Raw genomic sequence first — 24,370 nt, 5'->3', positions numbered from 1 at the left:
CCATGCAGATCCTGATGACCAAGGCCGCCTCCGATCGCGTCCGCGGCCGGTTGGCGACCTTCGCGCCGGACGCCGAGATCGTCACCGCCGTCTCCGCCGACGCCTACGAGCGGGACGGCCAGCCGATCGCCGTCGAGGAGATCAATCCCGAAGTCGTCTGGCTCAGCCTCGACAGCTACGCCTCGGGCACGCTCGGCCAGCTGTTCGGCCGGCTGATGAAGACCGAGGCGCCGCGCTGGACCCAGATCATGGCGGCCGGCATCGACAACCCGATGTTCCGCTCGATCATGGAGAAGGGCGTGCGCATCTCGAAATCCAGCGCCCAGGCCACGCCGATCGCCGAATATGTGGTCGCCCACGCGCTCAGCCTGCAGGTCCCGATCCAGGCCCAGGCGGCGCTCCAGGCCAAGCACGAGTGGAAGAACACGCCCTATCGCGAGCTGGGCAAGACCCGCTGGGTCCTGGTGGGCTTCGGCAACATCGGCCACGAGATCGCCAAGCGCATCAAGCCGTTCGGGGTGGAGCTCACCGTCGTGCGGCGCAATCCCGCGCCCGACCCGCTGGCGGACCGGGTCATCGGCCAGGCGCAGCTCGCCGCCGCCCTGCCGGACGCCGACGTCATCGTGCTGGCGTGCGCGCTCAACGACGAGACCCGCGGCATGTGCGACGCGGCCTTCTTCAAGGCGCTGAAGCCCGGCGCGATCCTGATCAACATCGGCCGCGGCGGCCTCGTCGACGAAGAGGCGCTGAAAGCCGGGCTGGACCGCGACCAGCCGGCCTACGCGGTGCTCGATGTCTTCGCCACCGAGCCCCTGCCCGCCGACAGCTGGTTCTGGGACCATCCAAAGGTGCGGGTCAGCGCCCACACCTCAAATTCGGGCGACGGCAACCTCGGCCGCGGCGACGAGCTGTTCCTGGAGGACCTGCGCCGTTATTTGGCCAAGGAGCCGCTGCTCAATGAGGCCGACCCCAGCGAGGTTGGCCTGCGCCAGCCCGAGCCGGTCTAGCGGAAGAGCCGTCCCATGATGCTGCCCATCGTCCTGACGCTGGTGATCGTCGCCGCGATGATCGCCGGCGCGTCCTGGTCGCGAAAGCGCAAGTCCGACGACTAGGCGCGCATAGCAAGAGGGCGGCGCCTCGGTTTCCCGAAACACCGCCCTCTGAACCAGATCCGTTGGGGGATCTGAGCTTTCAAGGTCGAGGGGAACTTGGGCTCCGCTGAGTCACCCCAGCTCGACTTCAGATCTTCCTCGGTGTCCCCGGGATCGAAAGGTTCGGGTCGCCCTGAGCCGTCCTACCCCCGGGAGCCTCCTGTCCGCTTGCGATCCGGTCGCCCGGTCCGCCGCGCCGCAGTCCCTCTCGGCAAGTTCAGATTTGCGCCGATCCCGGCGGCGCGCAAGCGGCCCCCGGCGCGTCCCTGTGCGCGAACCCGGGCGCGGCAGGTGGACAGCCTGTGGAGAACCCCGGGACGCCCACGGAAACCCACGCGAAATCAATCGCCGGCGCTTATCCTCAGGAACCGGCAGGTCTCTCGGCTATGGGGCCCGATCAGCCTGCGGTGACGACCTTGGGGGCGCGGCGAACCTCGACCACGCGCACCCGGGCGCCGTCCAGCACCAGGGCCAACTCGCCGCGTTTCAGCTTCAGGGCGTCCTCGCCGAACGCCTCGCGCCGCCAACCCTTGAGGGCGGCGTTGTCCGTTTCGTCGTCGTTGGCGATCTGCTCGAGGTCCGAGACCGTCGCGATCAGCTTCGACGCGACGCCCGCCTCCTCGGCCCGCGCCTTCAGCAGCACCTTGAGAAGCTCGACCACCGCGCCGGCGGCTGGCGATGGCGGCGTCCGCGAGCGCTCGACGACCGGCGCATAGGCCTCCGGGTCCTTCAACGCCTCGCGGATCGCGATCAGCAAGTCCGGCCCGAAGCGCGAGCCGGAGAAGCCCTTGGGCACCGAACGCAGGCGGTCGAGCTGGTCGGCGTCGGTCGGCGCCTGGGTCGCGACTTCGTCGATCGCCTCGTCCTTGAGGATCCGGCCGCGCGGCTGGTCGCGCAGCTGCGCGGTGCGTTCGCGCCAGGCGGCGACGGACTTGTAGACCGCCATGTACTTCGCCGTGTGCTTGCGGGGCCGCAGGCGTTTCCAGGCGTTCTCCGGCTCCACGTCATAGACCGCCGGATCGGTGAGGTTGGCCATCTCGTCGGTGACCCAGCCCAACCGGCCTTCCTTCTCCAGCCGCTCGCGCAGCATGGGATAGAGGGCGGCCAGATGGGTCACGTCGGCCAGGGCATAGGTGAGCTGGTTATCGGACAGCGGACGGCGCGCCCAGTCGGTGAAGCGTGACGACTTGTCGAGTTCGATCCGCAGCATCTGGCGGACCAGGGCGTCATAGGCGATCTGCTCGCCGAACCCCGCCGCCATGCCGGCGACCTGGGTGTCGAACAGCGGCACGGGCATGGCCTGCAGGTTGTTGAAGATCTCCACGTCCTGCCGCGCGGCGTGGAACACCTTCAAGATGCTCGTGTCACGCATGATCGCCAGGAATGGCTCGAGGTCGATGCCCTCCGCCAGGGGATCGATGCAGGCCTCGGCGCTCCCGGCCGCGGCTTGGATCAGGCACAGCTTTGGCCAGTAGGTCGTCTCGCGCATGAACTCGGTGTCCACGGCGACGAACGGTTGGCCCTTGAGCTTGTCGCAAAACACCGCCAGTTCCGCGGTGGTCGTAATCGGCGTCATCGATTAGCTATAGCCCGGCGAGGCGCCGAGTCTGCAAGCCCGCGTTTCCCGACCCGTATTTTTCTCGAAAGCGTCTCTCCGATGTCCGACCGGCCGAACGGCCTCACCTACGCCCAGGCCGGCGTCGACATCGACGCCGGGAACGCGCTGGTCGAGCGGATCAAGCCCCTGGCCAAATCCACGCGCCGGCCGGGCGCGGAGGCGTCGCTGGGCGGCTTTGGCGCGCTCTTCGACCTGAAGGCGGCCGGCTATGACGACCCGCTGCTGGTCACGACCACCGACGGCGTCGGCACCAAGCTGAAGGTCGCCATTGAGACCGGCATCCACGACACCGTGGGGATCGACCTCGTCGCCATGTGCGTCAACGACCTGTTAGCTCAAGGCGCTGAACCACTGATGTTCCTGGATTATTTCGCGACCGGCAAGCTCGACGTGGAGGCCGCGGCCACCGTCGTCGCCGGCATCGCCGAGGGCTGCCGCCAGGCCGGATGCGCCCTGGTCGGCGGCGAGACGGCCGAGATGCCCGGAATGTACGCCGAGGGCGACTACGATATGGCGGGCTTCTGCGTCGGCGCTGTCGACCGCGACAAGGTCCTGCCGCGCATGGGCGACCAGAAGCCGGGCGATATCCTGGTGGGCCTGGGCTCCACGGGCCCGCACTCCAACGGCTATTCCCTGGTCCGCCGCATCGTGGAGCGGTCCGGCCTCGCCTGGGACGAGGCCGCCCCCTTCGAGGACGGCAAGACGCTGGCGCAGGCCCTGCTCGCGCCCACCCGGATCTATGTGAAGACGGTCCTGCCGCACCTGAAGGCCGGCCGCATCAAGGGCCTGGCGCACATCACCGGCGGCGGCCTGATCGAAAACCCGCCCCGCGCCATCGCCGAGGGCCTGGTCGCCCGGTTCGACTGGAACGCCTGGGAGCTGCCGCCGGTCTTCGCCTGGATGCAGCAGGTGGGCGGCGTCTCAGACCTGGAGCTGCGCCGAACCTTCAACTGCGGGGTCGGCCTGATGCTGATCGTCGACCCGCGCGATCTGGCCGAGGTGCTGGAAGGCCTGGTCCGCGCCGACGAGGACGCCTTCGTGATCGGAGAACTGGCGAAGGCCTAGCGCAGGCTGGCGTTGATCCTGTCCAGCGCCGCCGCGCCCGGGATGAGAGCTGCATCGCCGAGCTCGTTCAACGGGGTGTCCACGGTCTCCAGCGCGTCGTGCAGGTCGCCGGCGTCCGGATCGATATAGAGCAGGCCCGTGACCACCTGGCCCCTCGCCTGCCGCGCCTGCAGATAGCCCAGCGCCTGGGCGCGGTTGTTGGGATTGTAGAGTTCGGCGAGCTTGTGCAGCGACAGCACCGAGCCGTCGTGCTGCGCCACCTTCACCGTCGTGCCGGGCGCGTAGTCCACCTTGATCGACGCGCGCGCGGGGATCATGTCGAGCCGGTTCACCGCCTCGTTGTGCTCACGTACATAGTCGAAGCTCTTGGTGGAGCCCGCGTGGTTGTTGAACTGCACGCAAGGGCTGATGCAGTCGATGAAGGCCGCGCCCTTGTGCGCCAGGCCGGCCTTGATCAGCGGCACCAGCTGATCCTTGTCGCCGGAGAACGAGCGCCCGACGAAGGTCGCGCCGAGCTGCAGAGCCATGCCCACGAGGTCGATGCCGGCGTCGTGGTTGACCACCCCGCGCTTGGACTTCGAGCCCTTGTCGGAGGTCGCCGAGAACTGGCCCTTCGTGAGCCCGTAAACGCCATTGTTTTCGACGATGTAGAGCATGTTCACGCCGCGCCGCACGGCGTGGGCGAACTGGCCGAGCCCGATCGAGGCGCTATCGCCGTCGCCCGAGACCCCGAGGTAGATCAAGTCCTTGTTGGCGAGGTTGGCGCCGGTCAGCACCGAGGGCATGCGCCCGTGCACGGTGTTGAAACCGTGGCTCGCGCCCATGAAATAGTCCGGGGTCTTCGACGAACAGCCGATGCCGGAAAGCTTGGCGATCCGGTGCGGCGGCAGGTCGAGCTCGAAAGCCGCCTGGATGATCGCCGAGGAGATCGAGTCGTGGCCGCAGCCGGCGCAGAGCGTCGAGACCGAGCCCTCGTAGTCGCGGCGGGTGAAGCCAAGGGCGTTTTCCGCCAGCTTCGGGTGATGCAGCTGGGGCTTCAGGATGTAGGTCATTCGGCGGCCTCGATCTGGCCCATGGCGAGGATCTGGCCGATCTGGCCGGCGATGAAGCGCGCGGTGATCGGCGTGCCATCATAGTGCAGCACCGGGACCAGCTTGCCGGGGTCGATCTCGCCCTCGTTGACCAGCAGGGTCCGCAGTTGCGCGTCGCGATTCTGCTCGACCACGAACACCCGCTTGTGGGCGGCCACGAAGTCATAGACCTCGTCGCAGAACGGGAAGCCCCGCACGCGCAGCGCGTCGAGGTGGCGCCCTTGCTCTTCCAGGGCGTCGAGCGCCTCGTGCATCGAGGGGGTCGAGGAGCCGAAATAGATCACGCCGTCGGTCGTCTTGCGTTTGGCGTTGCGCCGGACCGGGGCCGGGATCAGCGCCTTGGCGGTCTCGAACTTGCGCAGCAGCCGCTGCATGTTGTCGACATAGACCGCGCCCTCTTCCGAATAGCGGGCATAGGGGTTCCGCGAGGTGCCGCGGGTGAAGTAGCTGCCCTTCGACGGATGGACGCCCGGATAGGTGCGATAGGGGATGCCGTCCCCGTCGACGTCCTTGTAGCGGCCGAAGTCGGCGCCGGCCTCCAGCTCGTCGTGGGTCATCACCTTGCCGCGGTCGAGATTGCGGCCGTCGTCCCAGGCGAAGGGCTCGGTCAGCCACTCATTCATGCCGATGTCGAGGTCGAGCATGACGAAGATCGTGGTCTGCAGCCGATCGGCGAGGTCGAAGGCGAGCGCGCCCATCTCGAAGGATTCCCCGGGATCGGCCGGCAGCAGCATCGGGTGCTTGGTGTCACCGTGGCTGGCGTAGGCCGCCCCGATCAGGTCGGCCTGCTGGGTGCGGGTCGGCATGCCGGTGGAGGGCCCGCCGCGCTGGACGTCAAAGATCACCGCGGGGATCTCGGCGAAATAGGACAGGCCGATGAACTCGGTCATCAGCGAGACGCCGGGGCCGGAGGTGCAGGTGAAGGCCCGCGCGCCGTTCCAGCCCGCGCCCACCACGATGCCGATCGAGGCGATCTCGTCCTCGGCCTGGACGATGGCGTAACGCGCCTTGCCGTCCGGGTCGGTCCGCAGGTCCTCGCAATAGCCGGTGAAGGCCTCGGCCAGCGAGGTCGAGGGGGTGATCGGATACCAGGCGCAGACCGTGGCCCCGCCATAGACCGCGCCCAACGCCGCAGCCGAATTGCCTTCGACGTAGATCCGGTCGCCGACCTTGTCTGCCTGCTGGACCCGCAGGCGCAGCGGCTCGAGGTTCGCCTTCACGTAGTCGACGCCCATGTGCAGGGCCTCGACATTGGCGGAGATCAGCTTCTGCCGGCCCTCGAACTGCTCGGCCAGCAGTTGTTCGGTCACCGCCGGGTCGATGCCCAGCAGCGCGGCCAGCGCGCCCACATAGACGATGTTCTTGAAGAGCTGGCGCTCGCGCGGCAGGGCGTATTTCTCGTTGCACATCGCCGTCAGCGGCACGCCGACGATCGTCACGTCATCGCGGAACTTGGTCGGCGGCAGGGGCTTGGTGGAATCGTAGAAGAGGTAGCCGCCGGCCTCGATCTCGGCGATGTCGCGGTCCCAGGTCTGCGGGTTCATGGCGACCATCAGGTCGACCCCGCCGCGGCGCCCCAGGTGCCCCGCCTCTGTCACCCGCACCTCGAACCAGGTCGGCAGGCCCTGGATGTTGGAGGGGAAGATGTTGCGGGCCGCCACCGGCACGCCCATCCGCAGGATCGACTTGGCGAACATGCCGTTGGCGCTGGCCGAGCCGGACCCGTTCACATTGGCGAACTTGACCACGAAGTCGTTGACCATCACCGCCGCGGTCTTCACCGCGTCCGGCTTCACCGAGACTGACATGCCGCCCCCGCGTGCGTCATTTCCAGGGTGAAGCGCTGCATGTCCCAGGCGCCGGTCGGGCAGCGTTCGGCGCAGAGCCCGCAGTGCAGGCAGACGTCCTCATCCTTCACCATCACCCGCCCGGTCGGCAGCGAGCCGGAGACATAGAGTTCCTGATCGAGGTTGGTGGACGGCGCCTTCAGGCGGGTGCGCAGGTCAGCCTCGTCGCTTTCGGGCGTGAAGGTGATGCAGTCGACCGGACAGATGTCCTCACAGGCGTCGCACTCGATGCAGAGGTTGTCGGCGAACACCGTCTGGACGTCGCAGTTCAGGCACCGTTCGGCCTCGCGGTAGCCGGTCTCGCGGTCGAACCCGAGCTCGACCTCCATCTTCACGTCCTTCAGCGCCACGGCCTTCTCGCGCAGCGGCACGCGATAGCGGCGGTCGTTGGCGATGTCGTTGTCGTAGCTCCACTCGTGGATGCCCATCTTCTGGCTGACGAGGGAGAAGTCCGGCGGCGGGCGCTCGGCGACATCCTGGCCCTGGCAGAACTTGTCGATCGAGATCGCCGCGTCATGGCCGTGAGCCACCGCCCAGATGATGTTCTTAGGCCCGAAGGCCGCGTCGCCGCCGAAGAAGACGTTCGGGATGGTCGACTGCATGGTGATCGGGTCGACCTTGGGCATGTCCCATTCGTCGAAATCCATGCCGATGCCGCGTTCCATCCAGGGGAAGGCGTTCTCCTGGCCCACCGCCACCAGCACGTCGTCGCAGTCGTAGTGCTCGTCCGGCTCACCGGCGTTCACCAGCCTGCGGCGGCCCTTCTCGTCGACCTCGGCGCGGACCACCTCGAAGAGCACCCCGGTCAGCTTGCCGCTCTCGTGGGTAAAGGCCTTGGGGACCCGGAAGTTGAGGATCGGGATGTCCTCGTGGATCGCGTCTTCCTTCTCCCATGGGCTGGCCTTCATCTCCTCGAAGCCTGAGCGGACGATGACCTTCACGTCCTCGCCGCCGAGGCGCCGCGAGGTGCGGCAGCAGTCCATGGCGGTGTTGCCGCCGCCCAGCACGATCACCCGGCGGCCGATCTTGTCGATGTGGCCGAAGGAGACCGACGAGAGCCAGTCGATGCCGATGTGGATATTGGCGAAGGCCTCCTCGCGGCCCGGCAGGTCGAGGTCGCGGCCGCGCGGCGCGCCGGAGCCCACGAAGATCGCGTCATAGCCTTGCGCCAGGAGCGCCTTCAGGCTGTCGATCCGCTCGCTCAGCTTCAGGGTCATGCCGAGGCCGGTGATGTAGCCCACCTCCTCGTCGATGACGGTCTCGGGCAGGCGGAAACGGGGGATCTGGCTGCGAATCATGCCGCCGGCCTTGGCGTCGCCATCGTAGATGGTGATCTCGTAGCCCAGGGGAGCCAGGTCGCGCGCCACGGTCAGGGAGGCGGGGCCCGCTCCCACCATGGCGATCCGCTTGCCGTTGGTCTTGGCGGCGGGCGCGGGCAGGCGCGCGGTGATGTCGTCCTTGTTGTCGGCCGCGACCCTCTTCAGCCGGCATATGGCGACCGGCTCCTCCTCGACGCGTCCTCGCCGGCAGGCGGGCTCACAGGGACGGTCGCAGGTCCGCCCGAGGATCCCCGGGAAGACGTTCGACGTCCAGTTGACCATGTAGGCGTCGGAATAGCGGCCGTCCGCGATCAGGCGGATGTACTCCGGGACCGGGGTGTGGGCGGGACAGGCCCACTGACAATCCACGACCTTGTGAAAGTAGTCGGGAGTCCACGTACTCGTACGTTGCAAAACCCTGATCCCTTCGCGCGACGCTCTCCTCCCGCGGCGGCAAAGTCGCACTCGGCTGGCGAACTGATGCTGGCTGAGTGGGCCTTTAAGCCGTCACGACGCGGCGTTCTTCATCAGGGTAGGCCTCGTTCAGTGGTCAAGCCAAGCCGATTCCTGATCTGTGATCGCCGATTAGAAACGGCCGACGGCCTCAATCCGGCGAAATCCTGCCTTGGCGCGCTGAAGCTTGCCCTCAAGCGAACGTGAGGGCGGCGACAGCTTTTCTGGCGGGCGTCGCGGCTCCCTAATGATACCTTAACGACGGGAGCCCTCCGACCGAGGGCCTGGGAGAGTAGCGATGAGCACGCCGAGTGAAATCGTCCCCGTCCCTGAGGCCCTCAGCCTGTCGCCGAGCCCGCTCGACGAGGACCTGGGCCCGCTGAGCCTGTTCCAGGAAATCAACGAGCGCCGCGCCCGCGTCGAGAACGCCGAGCTGCTGCAGCACCTGCGGGGACTGTAAGTCCGCTCATCCCCGCGAAGGCGGGGACCGACGCGACGGCCGACATGCAAAAACGCCCCGGACCAGGGTCCGGGGCGCTTGCTGCGGTTTGGATCCCCGCCTTCGCGGGGACGAGCGGAATAAAGAGCGGCTACTCCCCGTAGCCCGCCGGCAGGTCGTCGTCCTTCATCAGGTCGTCCTTGGAGACCTTCTGGTCCTTCACCTTGGCCTTGCCGACGATCAGGTCGACGACCTTGTCCTCGAAGATAGGCGCGCGGAGCTGGGCCTGGGCGTTGGGGTTCTGGCGGAAGAGGTCGAACACCTGCTGGGCCTGCGGGCCGTACTTCATGGCCTCGGTGCGCATGGCCTCGCCCAGTTCCTGCTCGGTGACCTGGACGTTGTTGGCCCGGCCGATCTCGGCCAGCACCAGGCCCAGGCGCACGCGGCGCTCGGCGATCTTGCGGTATTCTTCCTTGAGCTTCTTGTCGGACTTCTTGAGGTCCTCGGGCGGCAGGTCGCCGGCTTCCTTGTCCTGCTCGACCTGCTGCCAGATCGCGGCGAACTCGGCCTCGACCATCTTCGGCGGCAGGGGGAAGTCGTGCTTGGTGTCGAGTTGGTCGAGCAGCGCGCGCTTCAGCTTGAAGCGGCTCGCGCCGGCGTATTCCTTTTCGAGGTTGCCCTTCAGGAACTCGCGGAGCTTCTCGAGGGTCTCGATCCCCAGGCGCTCGGCGAAGGCGTCGTCGGCGGGCGAGTCGACCGGGCCCTTCACCTCCGTCACCTTGACCTCGAAGACGGCCTCTTTGCCCTTCAGGTTTTCCGCCTGGTAGTTCTCCGGGAAACTCACCGTCACAAGTACGTCGTCGCCCGGTTTGGCGCCGACCAGCTGCTCCTCGAAGCCCGGGATGAACTGGCCCGAGCCCAGGACCAGTTCCGCGCCCTCGGCCGCGCCGCCGTCAAAGGCCACGCCATCGAGCTTGCCCAGGAAGTCGATGACGACCATGTCGCCGTCCTTGGCCTTCACCGTCTTGCCGGTCTTGGTCTCGTAGGTGCGGTTCTGTTTGGCGAGGTCGGCCACCGCCTCATCGACTTCCTTGTCGGTGGGCTCATAGACCGGGCGCTTCAGCGAAAGCGTCGCAGGGTCGACGGGCTCGAAGTCCGGCATCACGTCGAGAGAGATCTCGTAGGAAAGGTCGGCCTTGCCGTCCATCACCGCGTTCATGTCGCCTTCCGGCTTCAGGTCCGGGTCGCCGGCCGGGCGCAGCTTGTTGTCCTCGAGCACCTTCTGGGTGGATTCGGTGAGGGTCTTTTCGACCACCTCGCTCATCAGCGCCTTGCCGTAGAGGCGGCGCACGTGGGCGGTCGGCACCTTGCCGGGGCGGAAGCCCTTGATGCTCAGGGTCGGGGTGATCTCCGCGATCCGCGCTTCCAGCGCCAGGGTGAGATCCGCGGCGGGGACGGTGACGCCGAACACGCGGCTCAGGCCTTCACCAGACTTTTCAACGATCTGCATCGACATTCTCGAACTTCCGGTTGCCGCGCTGTAGGAGCGCCGGTCAGCCGCCTTTGGGATGAAAACGAACGCCGCCGACGGGCCGGCGGAGGGCGGGGGTTATGTCACGCGGGGCCCGCGCCTCCAAGTGCAAAGGCGAGGGCCGGATTGGTGCGGATGAGAGGACTCGAACCTCCACGCCTTGCGGCGCTGGAACCTAAATCCAGTGCGTCTACCAGTTCCGCCACATCCGCCTAGCCTCGCCCTTAGCCGGGAAGGCCCGGTCCGCCAAGCCGCCACGCGCGGTTGGACAGGTGACAGGCCTCGCCGCAGGGGGCAAGTTCCACCCTGGGTTGGGAGGACCCCCAAGATGGCCGACCCCTTCAGGGCCGCGGTGCAGGCCGAGATCGACGCGGCCGCGACCGCCCCGACGCTCGACGACAAGGCCGCCGTCGCCCTCTCCGGCTCGTTCTACAAGGACTACGCCACCGGCCAGATCGTGGTGACCTTCGGCCCCGGCTGGGACGAGCTGCTGCATGTCGACGCCGAGGGCGGCTACGACGGCATCGCCCTCTTCCATGCGGCCAGCGGCTCCATGGTGGTGGTCAATCGCGGCACCGAGGGCCTGCACTCCTTTTCCGACTGGATGGAGAACATCGGGGCTGGGCTGTTCGCCGCGCCGGGGCCGCAGATGGACAGCGCCCTGCAACTGCTGCTGGACGGTTTCGGCAAGGCGGATCCCACGGCCGTGAAGCAGATCCTGATCACCGGCCATTCGCTGGGCGGGGCGCTGGCCGACGCGCAAGGCGCGCTCATCCAGTCGCTGTTCGCCGCCAATTCGCTCACCTGCCCGCCGGTCCGCGTGGTCGGCGTCGCCTCGGCAGGCTTCGCCCATGCGGCCCAGGCGCTGGCCGCCGCGCGCCACCTCACCGCCTCCCCCGACGCCCAGCACTTCATCACCCACTATGTGCGCGCCGAGGACTATGTGCCGCATCATCCCGGGCGCTCGGTGTTCGGCCGCGACCAGACGGTGGCCTCGATCTACGAGGCGCGGCGCGAGCCGCAGCCAGGGCCGCACTCCCAGGGCATGTACGAGTGGGACTGTATCGCCGACGGCCTGCGCCAGCACGACTGCGAGCTCTATTACGCGTTCTGGGACCAGCCGGGCAGCAGCCACATCTGGTACAGCACCCAGGCTGACAGCTACACGCCGGCGCTGGGTGCGCGGCCGAGCTGGAGCCGCGGCTTGCTGGCGCCGGACAACTACTAGGCTCCGCCTCCGCGGCAGGTGACAGCCGCGCCGCACGCGGGCAGAAGACGGCCATGGCTGCGGGTGTCCTCTTCGTCCACAACAACTTCCCGGCCCAGTTCCGGAACCTCGCGGAAACCCTGGTGGCCCGCGGCGTTCCGTGCGCCGCGATCGGGGGCGCCCAGGCGCCTGGGGTGCAAGGCGTCAGGATCGGGCGCTACGGTCTCGACCGCGGCACAGCCCCGGGCATCTTCCCCCTCGCCGTCCGCGCCGAGGCCGATCTGATCCGCGGGGCGGGCGCGTTGCGCATGGCCGAGGCGCTCAAGGCAGAGGGCTTCGATCCGGCGGTCATCGTCGGCCACCCGGGCTGGGGCGAGACCGTGTTTCTGGAGGAGGTCTGGCCCGCCGCGCGGCGCGTCCTCTATCCGGAGTTCTTCTACCACGGGCGGGGACTGGACATCGATTTCGACGATGAGTTCTTCCCGATCACCGAGGACGCGATCCTGAAGGGCAAGGCCAAGAACGCGGTGATGACCCTGGCGCTGAGCGACGCCGAGGTGATCGTCATGCCCACCGAATTTCAGGCGAGCACCCTGCCCTCCGTCTTCCGGCCGCGCATACGGGTGATCCACGAGGGCGTCGACGTGGATCTGATCCGCCCCGGCCCGGCCGAGCCGTTCCTCCTGCTTGGCGGCGGCGTCATCGAGCCCGGCGCGCCGGTCATCACCCACATCAACAACAACCTTGAGCCGGTGCGCGGCCTGCACATCTTCGCCCGCGCCCTGCCCGCCCTGATGGCCGAGGTTCCGGACGCCCAGGTCCTGGTCATCGGCCATGACGCGGGACGGCCCTACGGTGGGGCGGCCCCCGACGGCCGGAGTTGGCGCGACGTGTGTTTCGACGGCCTCGACCTCGATCCGGCCCGGCTGCATTTCGTAGGCAAGGCGCAGCACGCGCGCATGCTGCATGCGCTGCGGCTCTCCACTGTGCATGTCTATTACAGCTATCCGTTCGTGCTCTCCTGGTCGCTGATCGAGGCCATGGCCAGCGGCTGCTACATCGTGGCCTCGAACACAGCCCCGCTGCGCGATGCGATCGAGGACGGTGTCAACGGCCGCCTGCTGCCGTTCTTCGATGTGGAAGCGCTATCGGAGGCGCTGATCGCGGCCTGCCGCGACCCACAGGCCTCGGCGCCCTTGCGCGCCGCCGCTCGCGCCACGGCGGTGGCGAAATTCGCCAGCCGCGACGGCCGCGCCGCCTGGCTGGCGTTGCTTCAGGAGCTGGGAGTGGAGATTCCGCCGGCCTAGCCGCAGCGGACCTGCTTGATGATCCCGGTCTCGGCGTCGAAGAAGAAATTCAGCCGGTCCGCCCGGTAGTCGAGGGTCACCGGGCAGGTCGTGCAGGCGACCCGCTGCCTGTCCGGATCGATGGGGATCGGGATCTCTGTGCGAGGCCGGCCGATCAGGCCCTGATGCGTGGCGGCGTCGCACTGGTCCCGCACTGAGACCTGCGGCGGCCGGATCGGGGAGCGCCGAGGCGGCGGTTGCGGCGCCGTGGGCGCGCTTTCCGCCGGCGGCGGCGTCACCGGATAGCTGGGCGCGGCGCAGCCCGCCAGCAGCAGCGCCAGTACGAGGCCGCCGCGCGGCCTCACGCCTGCTTCTCCCAGCCGCGCGCCTGCTGCTTCCAGTAGGAGACCGAGACGCCGGTCGCCTTGACCGCGCTCCACTGCGCCCGCGCCACCGCCAGCTGCGCCTCGTCGGCCCCGTCGAACAGCACCACGCAGCGGGCGTAGCCCGAGAGCTCGCCAGGCTCGGCGCCATCGACCAGGAAGAGGGCGTCGGCGCCGTTGGCGTTCTCGAAGCCGGTGGTCAGCAGGATCGGCTGGCGCGCGGCCCCCGGTTCGTCGTCCGGGGCGTGCGGCAGGAAGCTCTCGTCGCGATAGGTCCAGAGCCAGCCGTCCAGGTGCTGCAGCCGGTCGGGCGCGCGGACCCGCACCACCGCCTTCCAGCCGCGCTGCAGGGTCTTCTCCAGAAGCTCCGGCAAGGCCTGCTCCAGCCCCGTGCGCTCCAGGTGGTAGAACCAGACCTCGGTGGCCGCCGCCTCAGCCATTGGCCGCCCCGGTCAGGCGCGCGGCCAGCGAGTCCAGGGCGGCCGCCACGGGTTCGGGGTTGGTCAGCATCGCCAGATGATGCAGCGGAAGGCGCACCAGAGGCCAGCCGTATCGTCCGGCGACCTTGCCCTCGTCGTCATAGGCCCCGCTGAGCTGCAGGTAGGCGGCCGGCGCCGCGAGCGGCGCGGCGGGCGCGGGCTCCTCGAAATAGGCGAGCGGCAGCGGCTCCAGCTCGGCGACCAGGGCCGCGCGCAGATCGGGATCCGACACGAGCCGCTCCAGCGCGCCCGGCGGCCACCATTCGTCCCAGGCCGGCAGCTCACCCATCAGGGCGCCGGCCCGCAGGCGCTCGCGCATCTCCGCCGGCGCGGTGTCGAACCAGCTCCGGCCCGGGTGGGGCAGGATAGCGTCGGCGAAGATCACCCCGGCCACGCTCGCGCCCAGGCGGTCGGCAAGCGCCGGCAGGAGGGCGCCGGCCCCGCTGTGGCCCACCAGCACCAGTCCGCCGCCGGTGGCCGCCAGGGTGCTCGCCATTCCATCCGCGAGGTCCTGGTAGAAGCCTTCGGCGATGCTGGAGAGCGGCGCCCAGGCCGGCGCCTCGGCGGCATTGCCCCGGCGCACAAGGTCCGCAGCGACGGCCTGCCAGGTCATCGGCCCCAGCAGCGGGCTGTGCAGCAGGACGAAGCGGGGCGGCGCCACGGTCAGCGGTCAGCCCTCGTACTTCTCCGCCACCATGCGGTTCAGCAGCCGTACGCCGTAGCCGGTGGCGCCCTCCGGACTGGTCGGGACCGATGAGGGCTTCCGCCAGGCGGTGGCGGCGATATCGAGGTGCGCCCAGGGCACGCCGTTGGTGAACCGCTGGATGAACATGGCCGCGGTGATCGAGCCGCCCGGCCGGCCGCCGGTGTTCTTCATGTCGGCGATCATCGAGTCGATGTTCTTGTCGTAGGCCGCCGGCAACGGCATCCGCCACAGGGGCTCGCCCTCGGTGTTGGAGGCCGCGATCAGGTTGCCCGCCAGTTCCTCGTTGTTCGAGTAGCAGCCGGCCAGGTCGTGCCCGAGCGCGATGATGATCGCGCCGGTCAGCGTCGCCAGGTCGACCATGAACTTCGGCTTGAAGCGGTCCTGGCAGTACCAGACCGCATCGGCCAGAACGAGGCGGCCCTCGGCGTCGGTGTTGATGATCTCGATGGTCTGGCCGGACATCGAGGTGACCACGTCGCCCGGACGCTGGGCGTTGCCGTCCGGCATGTTCTCGACGAGGCCCAGGATGCCGATGGCGTTGACCTTGGCTTTGCGGCCGGCGAGCACATGCATCAGACCGGCCACCGCGCCGGCGCCGCCCATGTCCCACTTCATGTCTTCCATGCCGTCGGCGGGTTTCAGCGAAATGCCGCCGGTGTCGAAGCAGACCCCCTTGCCGACGAAGGCGATCGGCTGCGCCTTCTTATCGGTGGCCCCGTTCCACTTCATGATCGCCAGCTGGCTGTCGCGGACGCTGCCCTGGCCGACGCCGAGCAGCGAGCCCATGCCGAGTTTCATCATCTCGGCCTCGCCGAGGATCTCGACCTCCAGGCCCAGGGCCTCCAGCTTCTTCACCCGCGCGGCGAACTCGGCGGGATAGAGGACGTTCGGCGGCTCGGAGACCAGGTCGCGGGTGAAGCTGATCGCATCGGCCAGGGCGGCCAGCGGCCCGAAGGCGTCGAGCGAGGCCTTGGCGTCGCCGGCCACGATCTCGGCCTTGGCGATGGAGGGCTTCTTCTCCGGCGGCTCCTTGGTGCGGTATTTGTCGAAGCGGTAGCTCGCCAGGCGGACACCTAGGGCGGCGCGGGCGGCGAGTTCCGGTCCGGTATTGGGAAGCTCGATTCGCAGGGTCGTCAGACCCGAGGTCTTCACCGCGCCATAGGCGGTGGCGGCGGCGTGCTCGACGCCCAGCGCGTCGTAGCCGTCCTGCTTGCCGACCCCCACCAGCACCAGCCGCGCCGCGTCCGTCCCGGCCGGCGCCAGCACGTCGAGCGTCTGGCCCTTGGCCCCCGTGAACCGGCTGGCCGCGGCCGCCTGGCCCAGCGGTCCGTCGAGGGCCGCACCCTCGAACACGATGCGGGCGAGCGCGGTCTTGGAGGACAGGGCCGCGTTGGCGGCGACGAACTCGATTTCCATGCGAACTCTCTAGAAAGGCCAAAAAGGGAGGGCGGCGTCCGACAGCCCTTTCCGGGGCGGCCCCGGCGGTTGTCTGACACGGCGACGCATGGTTTAGATCAGCTCCGCGGCGGGGGCGCGGCAAAAACTCCTAGCGAGCCCTATTTCTTACCGATGCGCCTGATCGACCGATACCTGCTCCGCCAGCTGCTAGGCCCCACCCTTCTCGCCACCCTGGCGCTGACGGCGGTCGCCCTGCTGAGCCAGAGTCTCTCGGGCCTCGACCTGATCGTCAACCAGCGGCAGAGCGCGCTGGTCTTCCTGAAGATCACGCTCCTCTACATGCCGCAGCTGATCAACATGGTGCTGCCGATCGCCATCTTCGTGGCGGCCCTGGTGGCGCTGAACCGGCTGCATACGGAGCAGGAGATCGTGGTCTGCTTCGCCGGCGGGATGAGCCGCTGGCGGGTGATCTCGCCGGCCATCCGGCTGGCCTCCACGGTCGCCTTGCTGGCGCTGGCGATGAACCTCTGGGTCCAGCCGCTCTCCTACCGCGCCCTGCGCGAGGAGCTCTTCAAGGTGCGCACCGACCTAGCCGCGACCCTGGTGCGCGAGGGCGAGTTCACCGAGCCGGTTCCGGGCCTCACCGTCTATGCCCAGAGCGTCGACGGCAACGGCGACATGCACAACCTCTTCATCCACCAGATGAAGGACGACGGCACGGCCACGACCTACATGGCCAACTCCGGGCGCATGGCCAACCGGCGCGGCGAGTCGGTGCTGATCCTGCGCGATGGCTCGACCCAGGAATTCTCGCCGGGTGGCGTGTTGAACTACCTGACGTTCAACGAGTATCCGTTCGCGCTCGGCACGCTGAACAATCCCGACGAAATGGTCCACTACAAGCCCTCGGACCGCTACCTCCACGAGCTGTTCTTCCCCGATCTGCAGCAGGGCTGGGAGCAGAAGAATCGCCGCGCCCTGCTGGCCGAGGGCCATTCCCGGGTGGCGACCCCGCTCTACAACATCGCCTTCATGGCCATGGCGCTGTCGGCGATCATCGGCGGCGGCTTTTCGCGCATGGGCTACGCGCGACGGATCGCCATCTTCTGCGGGATCGCCGCGGCGGTGCGCATCCTGGGCTTCGTCGCCCAGTCGGCCAGCGAGGCGAACGTCTGGCTGAACGTCCTGCAGTACGCGATCCCGCTGGCCACCGCCGGCCTCGCCCTGCGCGATGTGTTCCGCCAGCGGGTCAGCCGCTTCATCGACATCCGCCGCCGCCCGGCGCGCATCGCCCCGGTGCCCGCATGAGCGCCGCCCGCCTGGAGCGATACGTCCTCCTGCGGACCCTGGCCGGCGTCGGCGCCGCGCTCGCCGTGATCTCCTCGGTGATCCTGCTCGGCCAGTTCGTCGACCTCTCCCGCTCCATCGGCGTACGCGCCGACGTGAGCGCCGGCGACATCTTCGGGCTGACGCTGTTGAAGTCGCCCTCGGTCATCCAGCTCCTGCTGCCGATCGTCTTCCTGTTCGGGGTGATCGGCGCGTTCTCGGGCCTGAACCGTCGCAGCGAGCTCGTCGCCATGCGCGCCGCAGGCGTCTCGGCCTGGCGCTTCATCGCCCCGGCGGCCACCGCCTCCTTCATTGCGGGCGTCATCGCGGTCGCCGCCATCAATCCGGTCTCGGCCGCGCTCAGCGCCCGCTTCGAGGCCGACCGCGCCAAGATCATGTCCAACTACCTGGGCGACATTCCCAAGGACATCTGGCTGCGCCAGGGCGACGAACACACCCAGATGGTCATCCACGCCAAGTCCCGGGACACGGTCCAGGGGGAGATCCGGCTGCGCGGCGTCTCGCTGTTCATCTACCAGAAGAACAAGGCCGGCCAGCCGGAGTTCAAGCGCCGGCTGGAGGCGGGCGAGGCCGTGCTGCGGCCGGGCTTCTGGCAGTTGAAGGACGTTCGCGAAGCCTCCGCCGGCGAGAGCTCGGTGCGCTCCGACAGCCTGTCGCTACGCTCGACCCTCGATTCGGAAGCCGCGGTGGAGCGGTTCGCCTCCCCCGACGCCATCGCCTTCTGGCGTCTGCCCGCCGCCATCCGGCTGACCGAGCAGGCCGGCTTCTCGGCCTCCGGCTATCGCCTGAAGTTCCAGCAGATGCTGGCGACCCCGGTGCTGTTCACCGCCATGGCGATCCTGGCCGCGGCCTTTTCGCTGAGGCTGGCGCGACTCGGCGGCCTGGCGGGCCTCGCCGGGGCCGGGGTCGCCCTGGGATTCGTGGTGTTTTTCTTCGACAAGTTCGCCGGCGCCCTGGGCCGCGCCGACATCATTCCGCTGTTCGCGGCCGCCTGGGCGCCGGCGGTTGTGGCGCTGCTGTCTGGCCTGACCCTGCTCTGCTACACCGAAGACGGTTGAATCCTCCGCATGCCCGGCTATGCAGGCTGCGCGGCGTGTCGCGAAAAGGATCGGAAGCGGAAAATGAGCTCGCGTCGGCGCACGCCGCCCGCACCCGTCCGAAGCTCTGCGGCCAAGCGTGCGCTCCTCGCAGGGGCGGCGATCGCGAGCCTGTGGCCGGCCCTGGCGCTCGCCCAGCCGGCCGGCGAAGGCACGCCGGGAATCAGTCCGCTCAGCCGCGACCAGCGCGGGCAGGTCCTCAATCAGAGCCAGACGCCGGCTGAGAAGGCCAAGGCCACGGCCCCGGTCAACACCGACGGGTTGAAGCCGGGTGAACTCTACATGGAGGCCGACCAGCTCATCCGCGACGGCAAGAACGGGATCACCACCGCCGAGGGGTCCGTCGAGATCCGCTACGAGGACCGCACTCTGCGCGCCGACCGCCTCATCTATAAGGAGGCCCCGCCACCGCCGCCCGGCCAGCCGCGCGTGGCCCAGGACAGGGACGCGCCGGCCCAGGGCGTGATCCGCGCCTATGGCCACGTCCAGGTGATCCACGACGACGGCACGGTGGAATACGCCGACCAGATGGTGCTCGACGACAAGATGCAGGCCGGCGTGGCGATCGCCTTCGCGGCGCGCATGCACGACCAGCGCCTCAACCAGAACATCGAGATCGCCGGGGCCAGCGCCGTGCGCCGCTCCGACGACATCCAGGAACTGAACAAGGCGATCTACACGCCCTGCCCGATCTGCGTCGGCGACACGCCCAAGACCCCGACCTGGTCGATCACCGCCGACCGCGTGGTCCAGGACAAGGTCCGGCGGGTGATCTACTACCGCCACGCCAAGATCCACATCCTGGGCATCCCGGTCCTCTACCTGCCGGTGTTCTGGCACGCCGATCCGTCGGCCGACCGCCAGTCCGGCCTGCTTTCGCCGAGGATCGGGGTCTCGAGCCGTCGCGGCTTCTCCTACGAGCAGCCCTATCTGCTGGTGTTCAATCCGTCCGCCGACCTGATCATCAGTCCGCAGATCAACACCAAGGCCAATCCGTTCCTCAATCTCCACTACCGGGAGGCTTTCAACTCCGGCGTCATCGATGTGCGCGCCGGCTACACCCACGAGGCCGACCTCGATTCCAAGGGCAACCGGTTCGGCGACAACACCAACCGCAGCTACGTCCTGGCCCGCGGCTCGTTCAAGATCGACGACGACTGGATCGCGGGCTTCACGGCCGAGCGGGTCTCCGACCCCCTGCTGTTCGACAAGTACGACATCGGCCGGGTCTACGAAGCGCGCGGACCCTATGTGGCAGACGACCACCGGCTGATCAGCCAAGCCTATGCGATCCGCCAGGACGACCAGTCCTACGCCTCGGTCGCGGCCTTCAGCATCCAGGGCCTGCGCCCCGGCGACAACAACCGGACCTTCCCGATCGTCGCCCCGCTGGTCGACACCCATTACGAGCTGCCGAGCGACATCTTCGGCGGGCGCCTGCGCCTGAGCGGCAGCGCCGTGGCGCTGACGCGCGACCAGTCGCCCGACAGCCAGCAACTGAACCTGCCGGGGATCGACAGCCGCCGGGTGACCGCCCAGGCGGACTGGAACCGCACCTTCACCTCGACGGGCGGCCTCAGGGTCGAGCCCTTCGTGAACCTGCGGGTCGACGGCTACAGCCTGAGCGACGTGCCGGTCGGCACAGCGACCTCGAGCAACTCCCCGACCACTTCCAGGTCGCTGTCCCGCGCGCTCGGCGTCATCGGCGCGGACGTCTCCTATCCGGTCTACCGCCGCTGGGGCGACGCCACCGTGGTGCTGGAGCCGCTGGTCCAGGTGGCCGCCTCTCCCAAGGCGGCGCAGGTGACGATCGGGACCGATCCGACCACCGGCAAGCCGATCTACCTCGACGAGGACAGCATCGCCTTCGAGTTCGACGAGACCACCCTGTTCCGCGCCAACAAGTTCCCGGGCTACGACCTCTATGAGGACGGCTTGCGCCTCAACGTCGCAGGCCGCGGCTCGATCCTGTGGGACGATGGCCGCCGTGCGAGCCTGCTGATCGGGCGCAGCTTCCGCGACAGCCCCAACACCGTCTTCTCGCCCGGGTCCGGCCTGACCGAGCGCGCGTCCGACTGGATCGTGGCCGGCGACGCCCAGCCCTGGAAGGGCCTGTCGTTCTTCGCCCGCACGCGGCTGGACGCTGACACCCTGGAGATCCACCGCCTGGAGGCGGGCGCCAACGTCAATATCAAGTGGGGTTCCGGCTACATCCGCTACCTGTCGGACGACCAAGGCATCAACGGCACGCCGATCAAGAACATCGACCTGGGCGGCGATATCAACCTGACCCAGCACTGGGGTCTGACCGCCTACGGCAACCGCGATCTGCAGCAGAACGCCTGGGTGATCCGCGACCTGGGCGTCTTCTACAAGGACGAGTGCATCCGCGTGGACGTGTTCTATCGGCACGAAGACATTATCGTCGGCCGGCTGGGCTCCAGCGACCAACTGTCCGTGCGCCTAACGCTCGCCACATTGGGCGGACCAATCTATGGACGATAGGAATTGCGGCCGGACGCGGCCGAACGAGGGAATGATCTCATCCATGATGCGCGCGCGTAACGTCACGGGCCGAGGGGCGCGCGGCGCTGTAGCCGTGACGGCCCTGATGGCTGTCGCCCTGCCCTTTGCCGTGCGGGCCCAGGTCGCTCCGGGCGCCGCGCGCCCGCCGGCGGTGACACAGGCGTCGCTCCCGGCGCCGCAGTTCACGCCCGCGCGGCCGATGACCGAGGCGGTGGCGGCGATCGTCAACGACGAGATCATCTCGACCTACGACCTGGCGCAGCGGATGCGCCTGCTGATCGCCACCTCCGGCGTCCAGCCGACCCAAGACACCCTGCCGGAATTCCAGCAGGAGGCCCTGCGCTCCCTGGTCGACGAGCGGCTGCAGATCCAGGAGCTGCGGCGCGTCCAGAAGGACCAGAAGATCACCATCATCGCCACCGACGACGAGATCCAGGAGGAGCTCACCGGCATGGCGCAACAGAACAACCTGAAGCCTGAGGGCTTCCTGTCCGCGCTGAAGTCCCAGGGCATCGGGTCGGAGACCCTCTACGAGCAGATCCGCGCCCAGATGAGCTGGCAGCGCTGGATCCGCGGCCGTTACGGCACGCGCCTGCGGATCGGCGAAGACCAGATCAAGGCGACCCAGGCGCGCCTGACCGCCGCGGCCTCCAAGCCGCAGTACGAGGTCAGCGAGGTGTTCCTCGACGCCGGCCGCGCCGGCGGGATGGAGGCGGCCAACAAGGGCGCCACCCAGCTCGTCGCCCAGATCCAGCAGGGCGCGCCCTTCGCAGCGGTCGCCCGTCAGTTTTCCGCGGCCTCGACCGCGGCGTCCGGCGGCGAAGCGGGATGGATCAGCCAAGGCGAGATGCCCGCCGAGGTGGACGCGGTGCTCGACCAGCTGCGGCCCGGCCAGCTCTCGCAGCCGATCCCGGTGAAGGACGGCGTCTACATCATCTATCTGCGCGACAAGCGCTCCGGCGCGGGCCAGACCCTGGTCAGCCTCAAGCAGGCGGCGATCGCTCTGCCGGCCACGGCCACCCCGGCCGACATCGAGGCCGCCCGGGTGAAGCTGGAAGCCGTGAAGGCGACCATCAAGGACTGCGCGACGATGGAAGCCACCGCCAGCAAGACGCCCGGCGTCGTCGCCGGCGACCTGGGCGAGGCCGAGATCGGCGATCTTTCGCCCGAGTTCAAGGACGCCGCCCAGACCCTGAAGGTCGGCCAGCTGTCCTCGCCGATCCGCACCAAGGTGGGCCTGCACGTGCTGGCCGTCTGCGGCAAACGCTCCGCCGGCGCGGCGCTCGCCGACCACGACCAGATCGAAAGCCGCCTCACCGGCCAGCAACTCAGCATGATCTCGCGGCGCTACATGCGCGACCTGCGCAATTCCGCGACCATAGAGACCAGGTGAAGGGCGGGCCGCTCGCGCTCACCCTTGGCGATCCGGCGGGTGTCGGCCCGGAGATCATCGTCAAGGCCTGGAGCGAGTTGCGCCATGGCGGCCCGCCGTTCCTGGTGGTCGGAGACTTCCAGGCCCTGGCCTCGGCCTCGGCCGGCGGCGCCTCGATCCTGAAGAAGGTGATCGCCCCGTCCCAGGCGGCGGCCGTCTTCGAAAACGCCCTGCCGGTCCTCGATCTGCCGCTGCGGGCCCGGGTGGTGGCGGGCCAGCCATCTTCGGCGGCGGCCCCCGCGATCATCAAGTGGATCGAGACCGCTGTCGGCCTGGCGCTCTCCGGCGCCGTCGCCGGCGTGGTCACCGCCCCGATCTCAAAGGCGCCGCTCTATGAGGCCGGCTTCAAGTTCCCCGGCCATACGGAATTCCTCGGCGAACTCACGGCGGCGGAGACCTTCGAAGGCGCCCGCGGCCCGGTGATGATGCTGATCGCCGGCGACCTGCGCGTGGCCCTGGTCACGGTGCACGAGCCCCTGGCCAAGGTCTCGGGCCTGCTCAGCATCGAGGCGATCGTCAACGCCGGCCTGGTCACCGCCCAGGCGCTGCGCCGCGACTTCGGCGTCGCCAAGCCGCGGCTGGCGGTCGCTGGTTTCAACCCGCACGGCGGCGAAGGCGGCGCCCTTGGCCGCGAGGAGATCGATATCGTGGCGCCGGCCGTCCGCGCGCTGGAGGACCTCGGCGTCGACGTGACCGGCCCGCATCCGGCCGACACCCTGTTCCACGAGGCGGTGCGCTCGCGCTACGACGCCGTGCTCTGCCTCTACCACGACCAGGCGCTTATCCCGGTGAAGATGCTCGATTTCTGGGGCGGGGTGAACGTGACGCTGGGCCTGCCGATCGTCAGGACTTCTCCGGACCACGGCACGGCCTTCGACATCGCCGGCCGCGGCCTCGCCCGCCCCGACAGCCTGATCGCCGCCATCCGCCTGGCCGACCAGCTGGCCCAAGCCCGGGCCAAGGCGGCCCGCGCCCGGTGACCCTGAGCGATCTGCCGCCGCTCCGCGAAGCGCTGGCCGAGCACGGCCTGATGGCCAAGAAGGCCTTCGGCCAGCACTTCCTCCTCGACCTCAACATCACGCGCAAGATCGCCCGCCTGGCCGAGATCGGCCCCGGCGACGGGGTGATCGAGGTAGGGCCCGGGCCCGGCGGGCTGACCCGCGCCCTGCTGGAAACCGGCGCCCAGGTGACCGCCATCGAGAAGGACCAGCGGTTCCGCCCGCTGCTCGAGGACCTGGCCCGCGCCGCCGAGCCCGGCGCACTGAGACTGGAGTTCGCCGATGCGCTCGCCGCCGACGAGGCCGCGCTCACCGCCGGCGCGGCCGGTCATGTGGTCTCCAACCTGCCCTACAACGTCGGCACCCCCCTGCTCCTCAAGTGGCTGACCGGGCCCTGGCGGCCGGCATCCCTGACCCTGATGTTCCAGAAGGAGGTCGCCCAGCGGATCGTCGCGCCTGTCGACAGCCAGGCCTATGGCCGGCTCGCGGTCATCGCCGGAGCGACCAGCGAGGCGCGCATCGTCATGGAGGTTCCGGCCCGCGCCTTCACCCCGCCGCCCAAGGTGGAGTCGGCCGTCGTGCGTCTGACGCCGCGCCTGGATCGCCCGTCCGAGGCGCGCCTGGACGCCTTGCAGAAACTCACCGCCGCGGCCTTCGGCCAGCGTCGCAAGATGCTGCGGGCGAGCCTGAAGGCGCTGGGCGGCGAGCCGCTGATCGAAGCCGCCGACCTCGACCCACAGGCGCGCGCCGAGACCGTCGATGTGGCGGGCTTCCTGCGGCTTGCCGACGCCTGGCTCGCTCAGCGCTCCCGGTAGCCGTCGATCGACCGCGGCTCGTCACGCCTTGGCGCGACAAAGGCGGGCGGATCGCTGGCGGGGAAGGACTCCTCGCCGGCCTCTTGCACGGGATCGCGTTCTTCGGTTTTCGGGTCCAGCGGTTCGCTCATGGCAGATCCTCTGTGAGGCCGATAAACCTAGCCCGTTGCCTCGGCAGGCTC

General features: G+C 68.9%; 21 protein-coding genes and 1 tRNA gene. 11 read left to right on the top strand and 11 right to left on the bottom strand.

Annotated elements, in window-relative coordinates:
- The first annotated feature begins 2 nt into the window (after positions 1-2).
- Positions 3-1,007: a D-2-hydroxyacid dehydrogenase gene (locus ACESMY_RS19455; RefSeq protein WP_372786277.1), complete on the top strand. Its 1,005-nt coding sequence runs from the start codon at positions 3-5 to the stop codon at positions 1,005-1,007.
- Positions 1,008-1,548: 541 nt separating this feature from the next.
- Here ACESMY_RS19455 and rnd read toward each other — a convergent pair.
- Entirely contained in the window at positions 1,549-2,727 is a 1,179-nt protein-coding gene (gene rnd, locus ACESMY_RS19450) for a ribonuclease D (RefSeq protein ID WP_372786276.1), read from the bottom strand.
- A gap of 81 nt (positions 2,728-2,808) precedes the next feature.
- On the opposite strand from rnd, the gene purM reads away from it, so the two are divergent.
- A complete protein-coding gene (gene purM, locus ACESMY_RS19445) occupies positions 2,809-3,834 on the top strand; it encodes a phosphoribosylformylglycinamidine cyclo-ligase (protein WP_372786275.1) in 1,026 nt (341 codons plus the stop codon).
- On the opposite strand, the gene ACESMY_RS19440 is transcribed toward purM, so the two are convergent.
- Genes ACESMY_RS19440 through ACESMY_RS19430 form a run of 3 tightly spaced genes read right to left on the bottom strand, consistent with a single transcriptional unit; the run spans position 3,831 to position 8,460 of the window.
- Positions 3,831-4,886, bottom strand: a complete 1,056-nt coding sequence (locus ACESMY_RS19440; protein WP_372786274.1) for a 2-oxoacid:ferredoxin oxidoreductase subunit beta — start codon at positions 4,884-4,886, stop codon at positions 3,831-3,833. The genes purM and ACESMY_RS19440 overlap by 4 nt on opposite strands.
- Positions 4,883-6,733, bottom strand: coding sequence for a 2-oxoacid:acceptor oxidoreductase subunit alpha (locus ACESMY_RS19435; RefSeq protein ID WP_372786273.1), 1,851 nt, complete (start codon positions 6,731-6,733; stop codon positions 4,883-4,885). Before ACESMY_RS19435 ends, ACESMY_RS19440 begins: the two co-directional genes overlap by 4 nt.
- Complete coding sequence (locus tag ACESMY_RS19430; protein ID WP_372786272.1) at positions 6,718-8,460, bottom strand: FAD-dependent oxidoreductase; 1,743 nt, start codon at positions 8,458-8,460, stop codon at positions 6,718-6,720. The genes ACESMY_RS19435 and ACESMY_RS19430 overlap by 16 nt, the downstream gene beginning before the upstream one ends.
- 382 nt (positions 8,461-8,842) lie before the next feature.
- Here ACESMY_RS19430 and ACESMY_RS19425 point away from each other — a divergent pair, with 382 nt between their 5' ends.
- A complete protein-coding gene (locus ACESMY_RS19425) occupies positions 8,843-9,004 on the top strand; it encodes a hypothetical protein (RefSeq protein WP_372786271.1) in 162 nt (53 codons plus the stop codon).
- 130 nt (positions 9,005-9,134) lie between these two features.
- Here the strand turns inward: ACESMY_RS19425 and tig are convergent, their stop codons facing one another.
- The gene (gene tig / locus ACESMY_RS19420) at positions 9,135-10,493 is read right to left on the bottom strand and encodes a trigger factor (RefSeq protein WP_372786270.1); all 1,359 of its coding nucleotides are present in this window, start codon (positions 10,491-10,493) and stop codon (positions 9,135-9,137) included.
- A 148-nt stretch (positions 10,494-10,641) separates the two neighbouring features.
- Positions 10,642-10,726, bottom strand: a tRNA-Leu gene (locus ACESMY_RS19415).
- A 116-nt stretch (positions 10,727-10,842) separates the two neighbouring features.
- Between ACESMY_RS19415 and ACESMY_RS19410 the strand changes: the two genes are divergently transcribed.
- Both ACESMY_RS19410 and ACESMY_RS19405 read left to right on the top strand, forming a co-directional pair.
- A complete protein-coding gene (locus ACESMY_RS19410) occupies positions 10,843-11,742 on the top strand; it encodes a hypothetical protein (protein WP_372786269.1) in 900 nt (299 codons plus the stop codon).
- Between the two features lie 53 nt (positions 11,743-11,795).
- Positions 11,796-13,028 (top strand): glycosyltransferase, encoded by a 1,233-nt coding sequence (locus ACESMY_RS19405; RefSeq protein ID WP_372786268.1) that lies wholly within the window; start codon positions 11,796-11,798, stop codon positions 13,026-13,028.
- On the opposite strand, the gene ACESMY_RS19400 is transcribed toward ACESMY_RS19405, so the two are convergent.
- From ACESMY_RS19400 to ACESMY_RS19385, 4 genes are read right to left on the bottom strand one after another with little or no spacing between them, the layout of a single operon-like run.
- Entirely contained in the window at positions 13,025-13,372 is a 348-nt protein-coding gene (locus ACESMY_RS19400; RefSeq protein ID WP_372786267.1) for a peptidase inhibitor I78, read from the bottom strand. The genes ACESMY_RS19405 and ACESMY_RS19400 overlap by 4 nt on opposite strands.
- Positions 13,369-13,830, bottom strand: coding sequence for a DNA polymerase III subunit chi (locus ACESMY_RS19395; RefSeq protein WP_372786266.1), 462 nt, complete (start codon positions 13,828-13,830; stop codon positions 13,369-13,371). The genes ACESMY_RS19400 and ACESMY_RS19395 overlap by 4 nt, the downstream gene beginning before the upstream one ends.
- Positions 13,823-14,530 carry a hypothetical protein gene (locus tag ACESMY_RS19390; RefSeq protein WP_372786265.1) on the bottom strand — a complete coding sequence of 236 codons (708 nt, stop codon included), beginning with the start codon at positions 14,528-14,530 and terminating at the stop codon, positions 13,823-13,825. The genes ACESMY_RS19395 and ACESMY_RS19390 overlap by 8 nt, the downstream gene beginning before the upstream one ends.
- 9 nt (positions 14,531-14,539) lie before the next feature.
- Positions 14,540-15,991: a leucyl aminopeptidase gene (locus ACESMY_RS19385; protein ID WP_372786264.1), complete on the bottom strand. Its 1,452-nt coding sequence runs from the start codon at positions 15,989-15,991 to the stop codon at positions 14,540-14,542.
- Positions 15,992-16,144: 153 nt separating this feature from the next.
- On the opposite strand from ACESMY_RS19385, the gene lptF reads away from it, so the two are divergent.
- From lptF to rsmA, 6 genes are all read left to right on the top strand, one after another.
- Positions 16,145-17,281, top strand: coding sequence for an LPS export ABC transporter permease LptF (gene lptF, locus ACESMY_RS19380; protein ID WP_372786263.1), 1,137 nt, complete (start codon positions 16,145-16,147; stop codon positions 17,279-17,281).
- Positions 17,278-18,378 (top strand): LptF/LptG family permease, encoded by a 1,101-nt coding sequence (locus ACESMY_RS19375; protein ID WP_372786262.1) that lies wholly within the window; start codon positions 17,278-17,280, stop codon positions 18,376-18,378. The genes lptF and ACESMY_RS19375 overlap by 4 nt, the downstream gene beginning before the upstream one ends.
- Positions 18,379-18,441: 63 nt before the next feature.
- Entirely contained in the window at positions 18,442-20,922 is a 2,481-nt protein-coding gene (locus tag ACESMY_RS19370) for an LPS-assembly protein LptD (protein ID WP_372786261.1), read from the top strand.
- A gap of 106 nt (positions 20,923-21,028) precedes the next feature.
- On the top strand, positions 21,029-22,336 hold the full coding sequence (locus ACESMY_RS19365) for a peptidylprolyl isomerase (RefSeq protein ID WP_372786260.1): 1,308 nt from the start codon (positions 21,029-21,031) through the stop codon (positions 22,334-22,336).
- A complete protein-coding gene (gene pdxA, locus ACESMY_RS19360) occupies positions 22,333-23,355 on the top strand; it encodes a 4-hydroxythreonine-4-phosphate dehydrogenase PdxA (protein WP_372786259.1) in 1,023 nt (340 codons plus the stop codon). Before ACESMY_RS19365 ends, pdxA begins: the two co-directional genes overlap by 4 nt.
- The gene (gene rsmA / locus ACESMY_RS19355) at positions 23,352-24,188 is read left to right on the top strand and encodes a 16S rRNA (adenine(1518)-N(6)/adenine(1519)-N(6))-dimethyltransferase RsmA (RefSeq protein ID WP_372786258.1); all 837 of its coding nucleotides are present in this window, start codon (positions 23,352-23,354) and stop codon (positions 24,186-24,188) included. Before pdxA ends, rsmA begins: the two co-directional genes overlap by 4 nt.
- Here the strand turns inward: rsmA and ACESMY_RS19350 are convergent.
- A complete protein-coding gene (locus ACESMY_RS19350) occupies positions 24,173-24,319 on the bottom strand; it encodes a hypothetical protein (RefSeq protein ID WP_372786257.1) in 147 nt (48 codons plus the stop codon). The genes rsmA and ACESMY_RS19350 overlap by 16 nt on opposite strands.
- Positions 24,320-24,370: the final 51 nt, after the last annotated feature.

The sequence above is a fragment of the Phenylobacterium sp. genome, from assembly GCF_041691455.1.
Classification (GTDB): domain Bacteria; phylum Pseudomonadota; class Alphaproteobacteria; order Caulobacterales; family Caulobacteraceae; genus Phenylobacterium.
The sequence above is the reverse complement of the archived record's forward strand: the minus strand, read 5'-3'. Positions and strand labels throughout refer to the sequence as shown.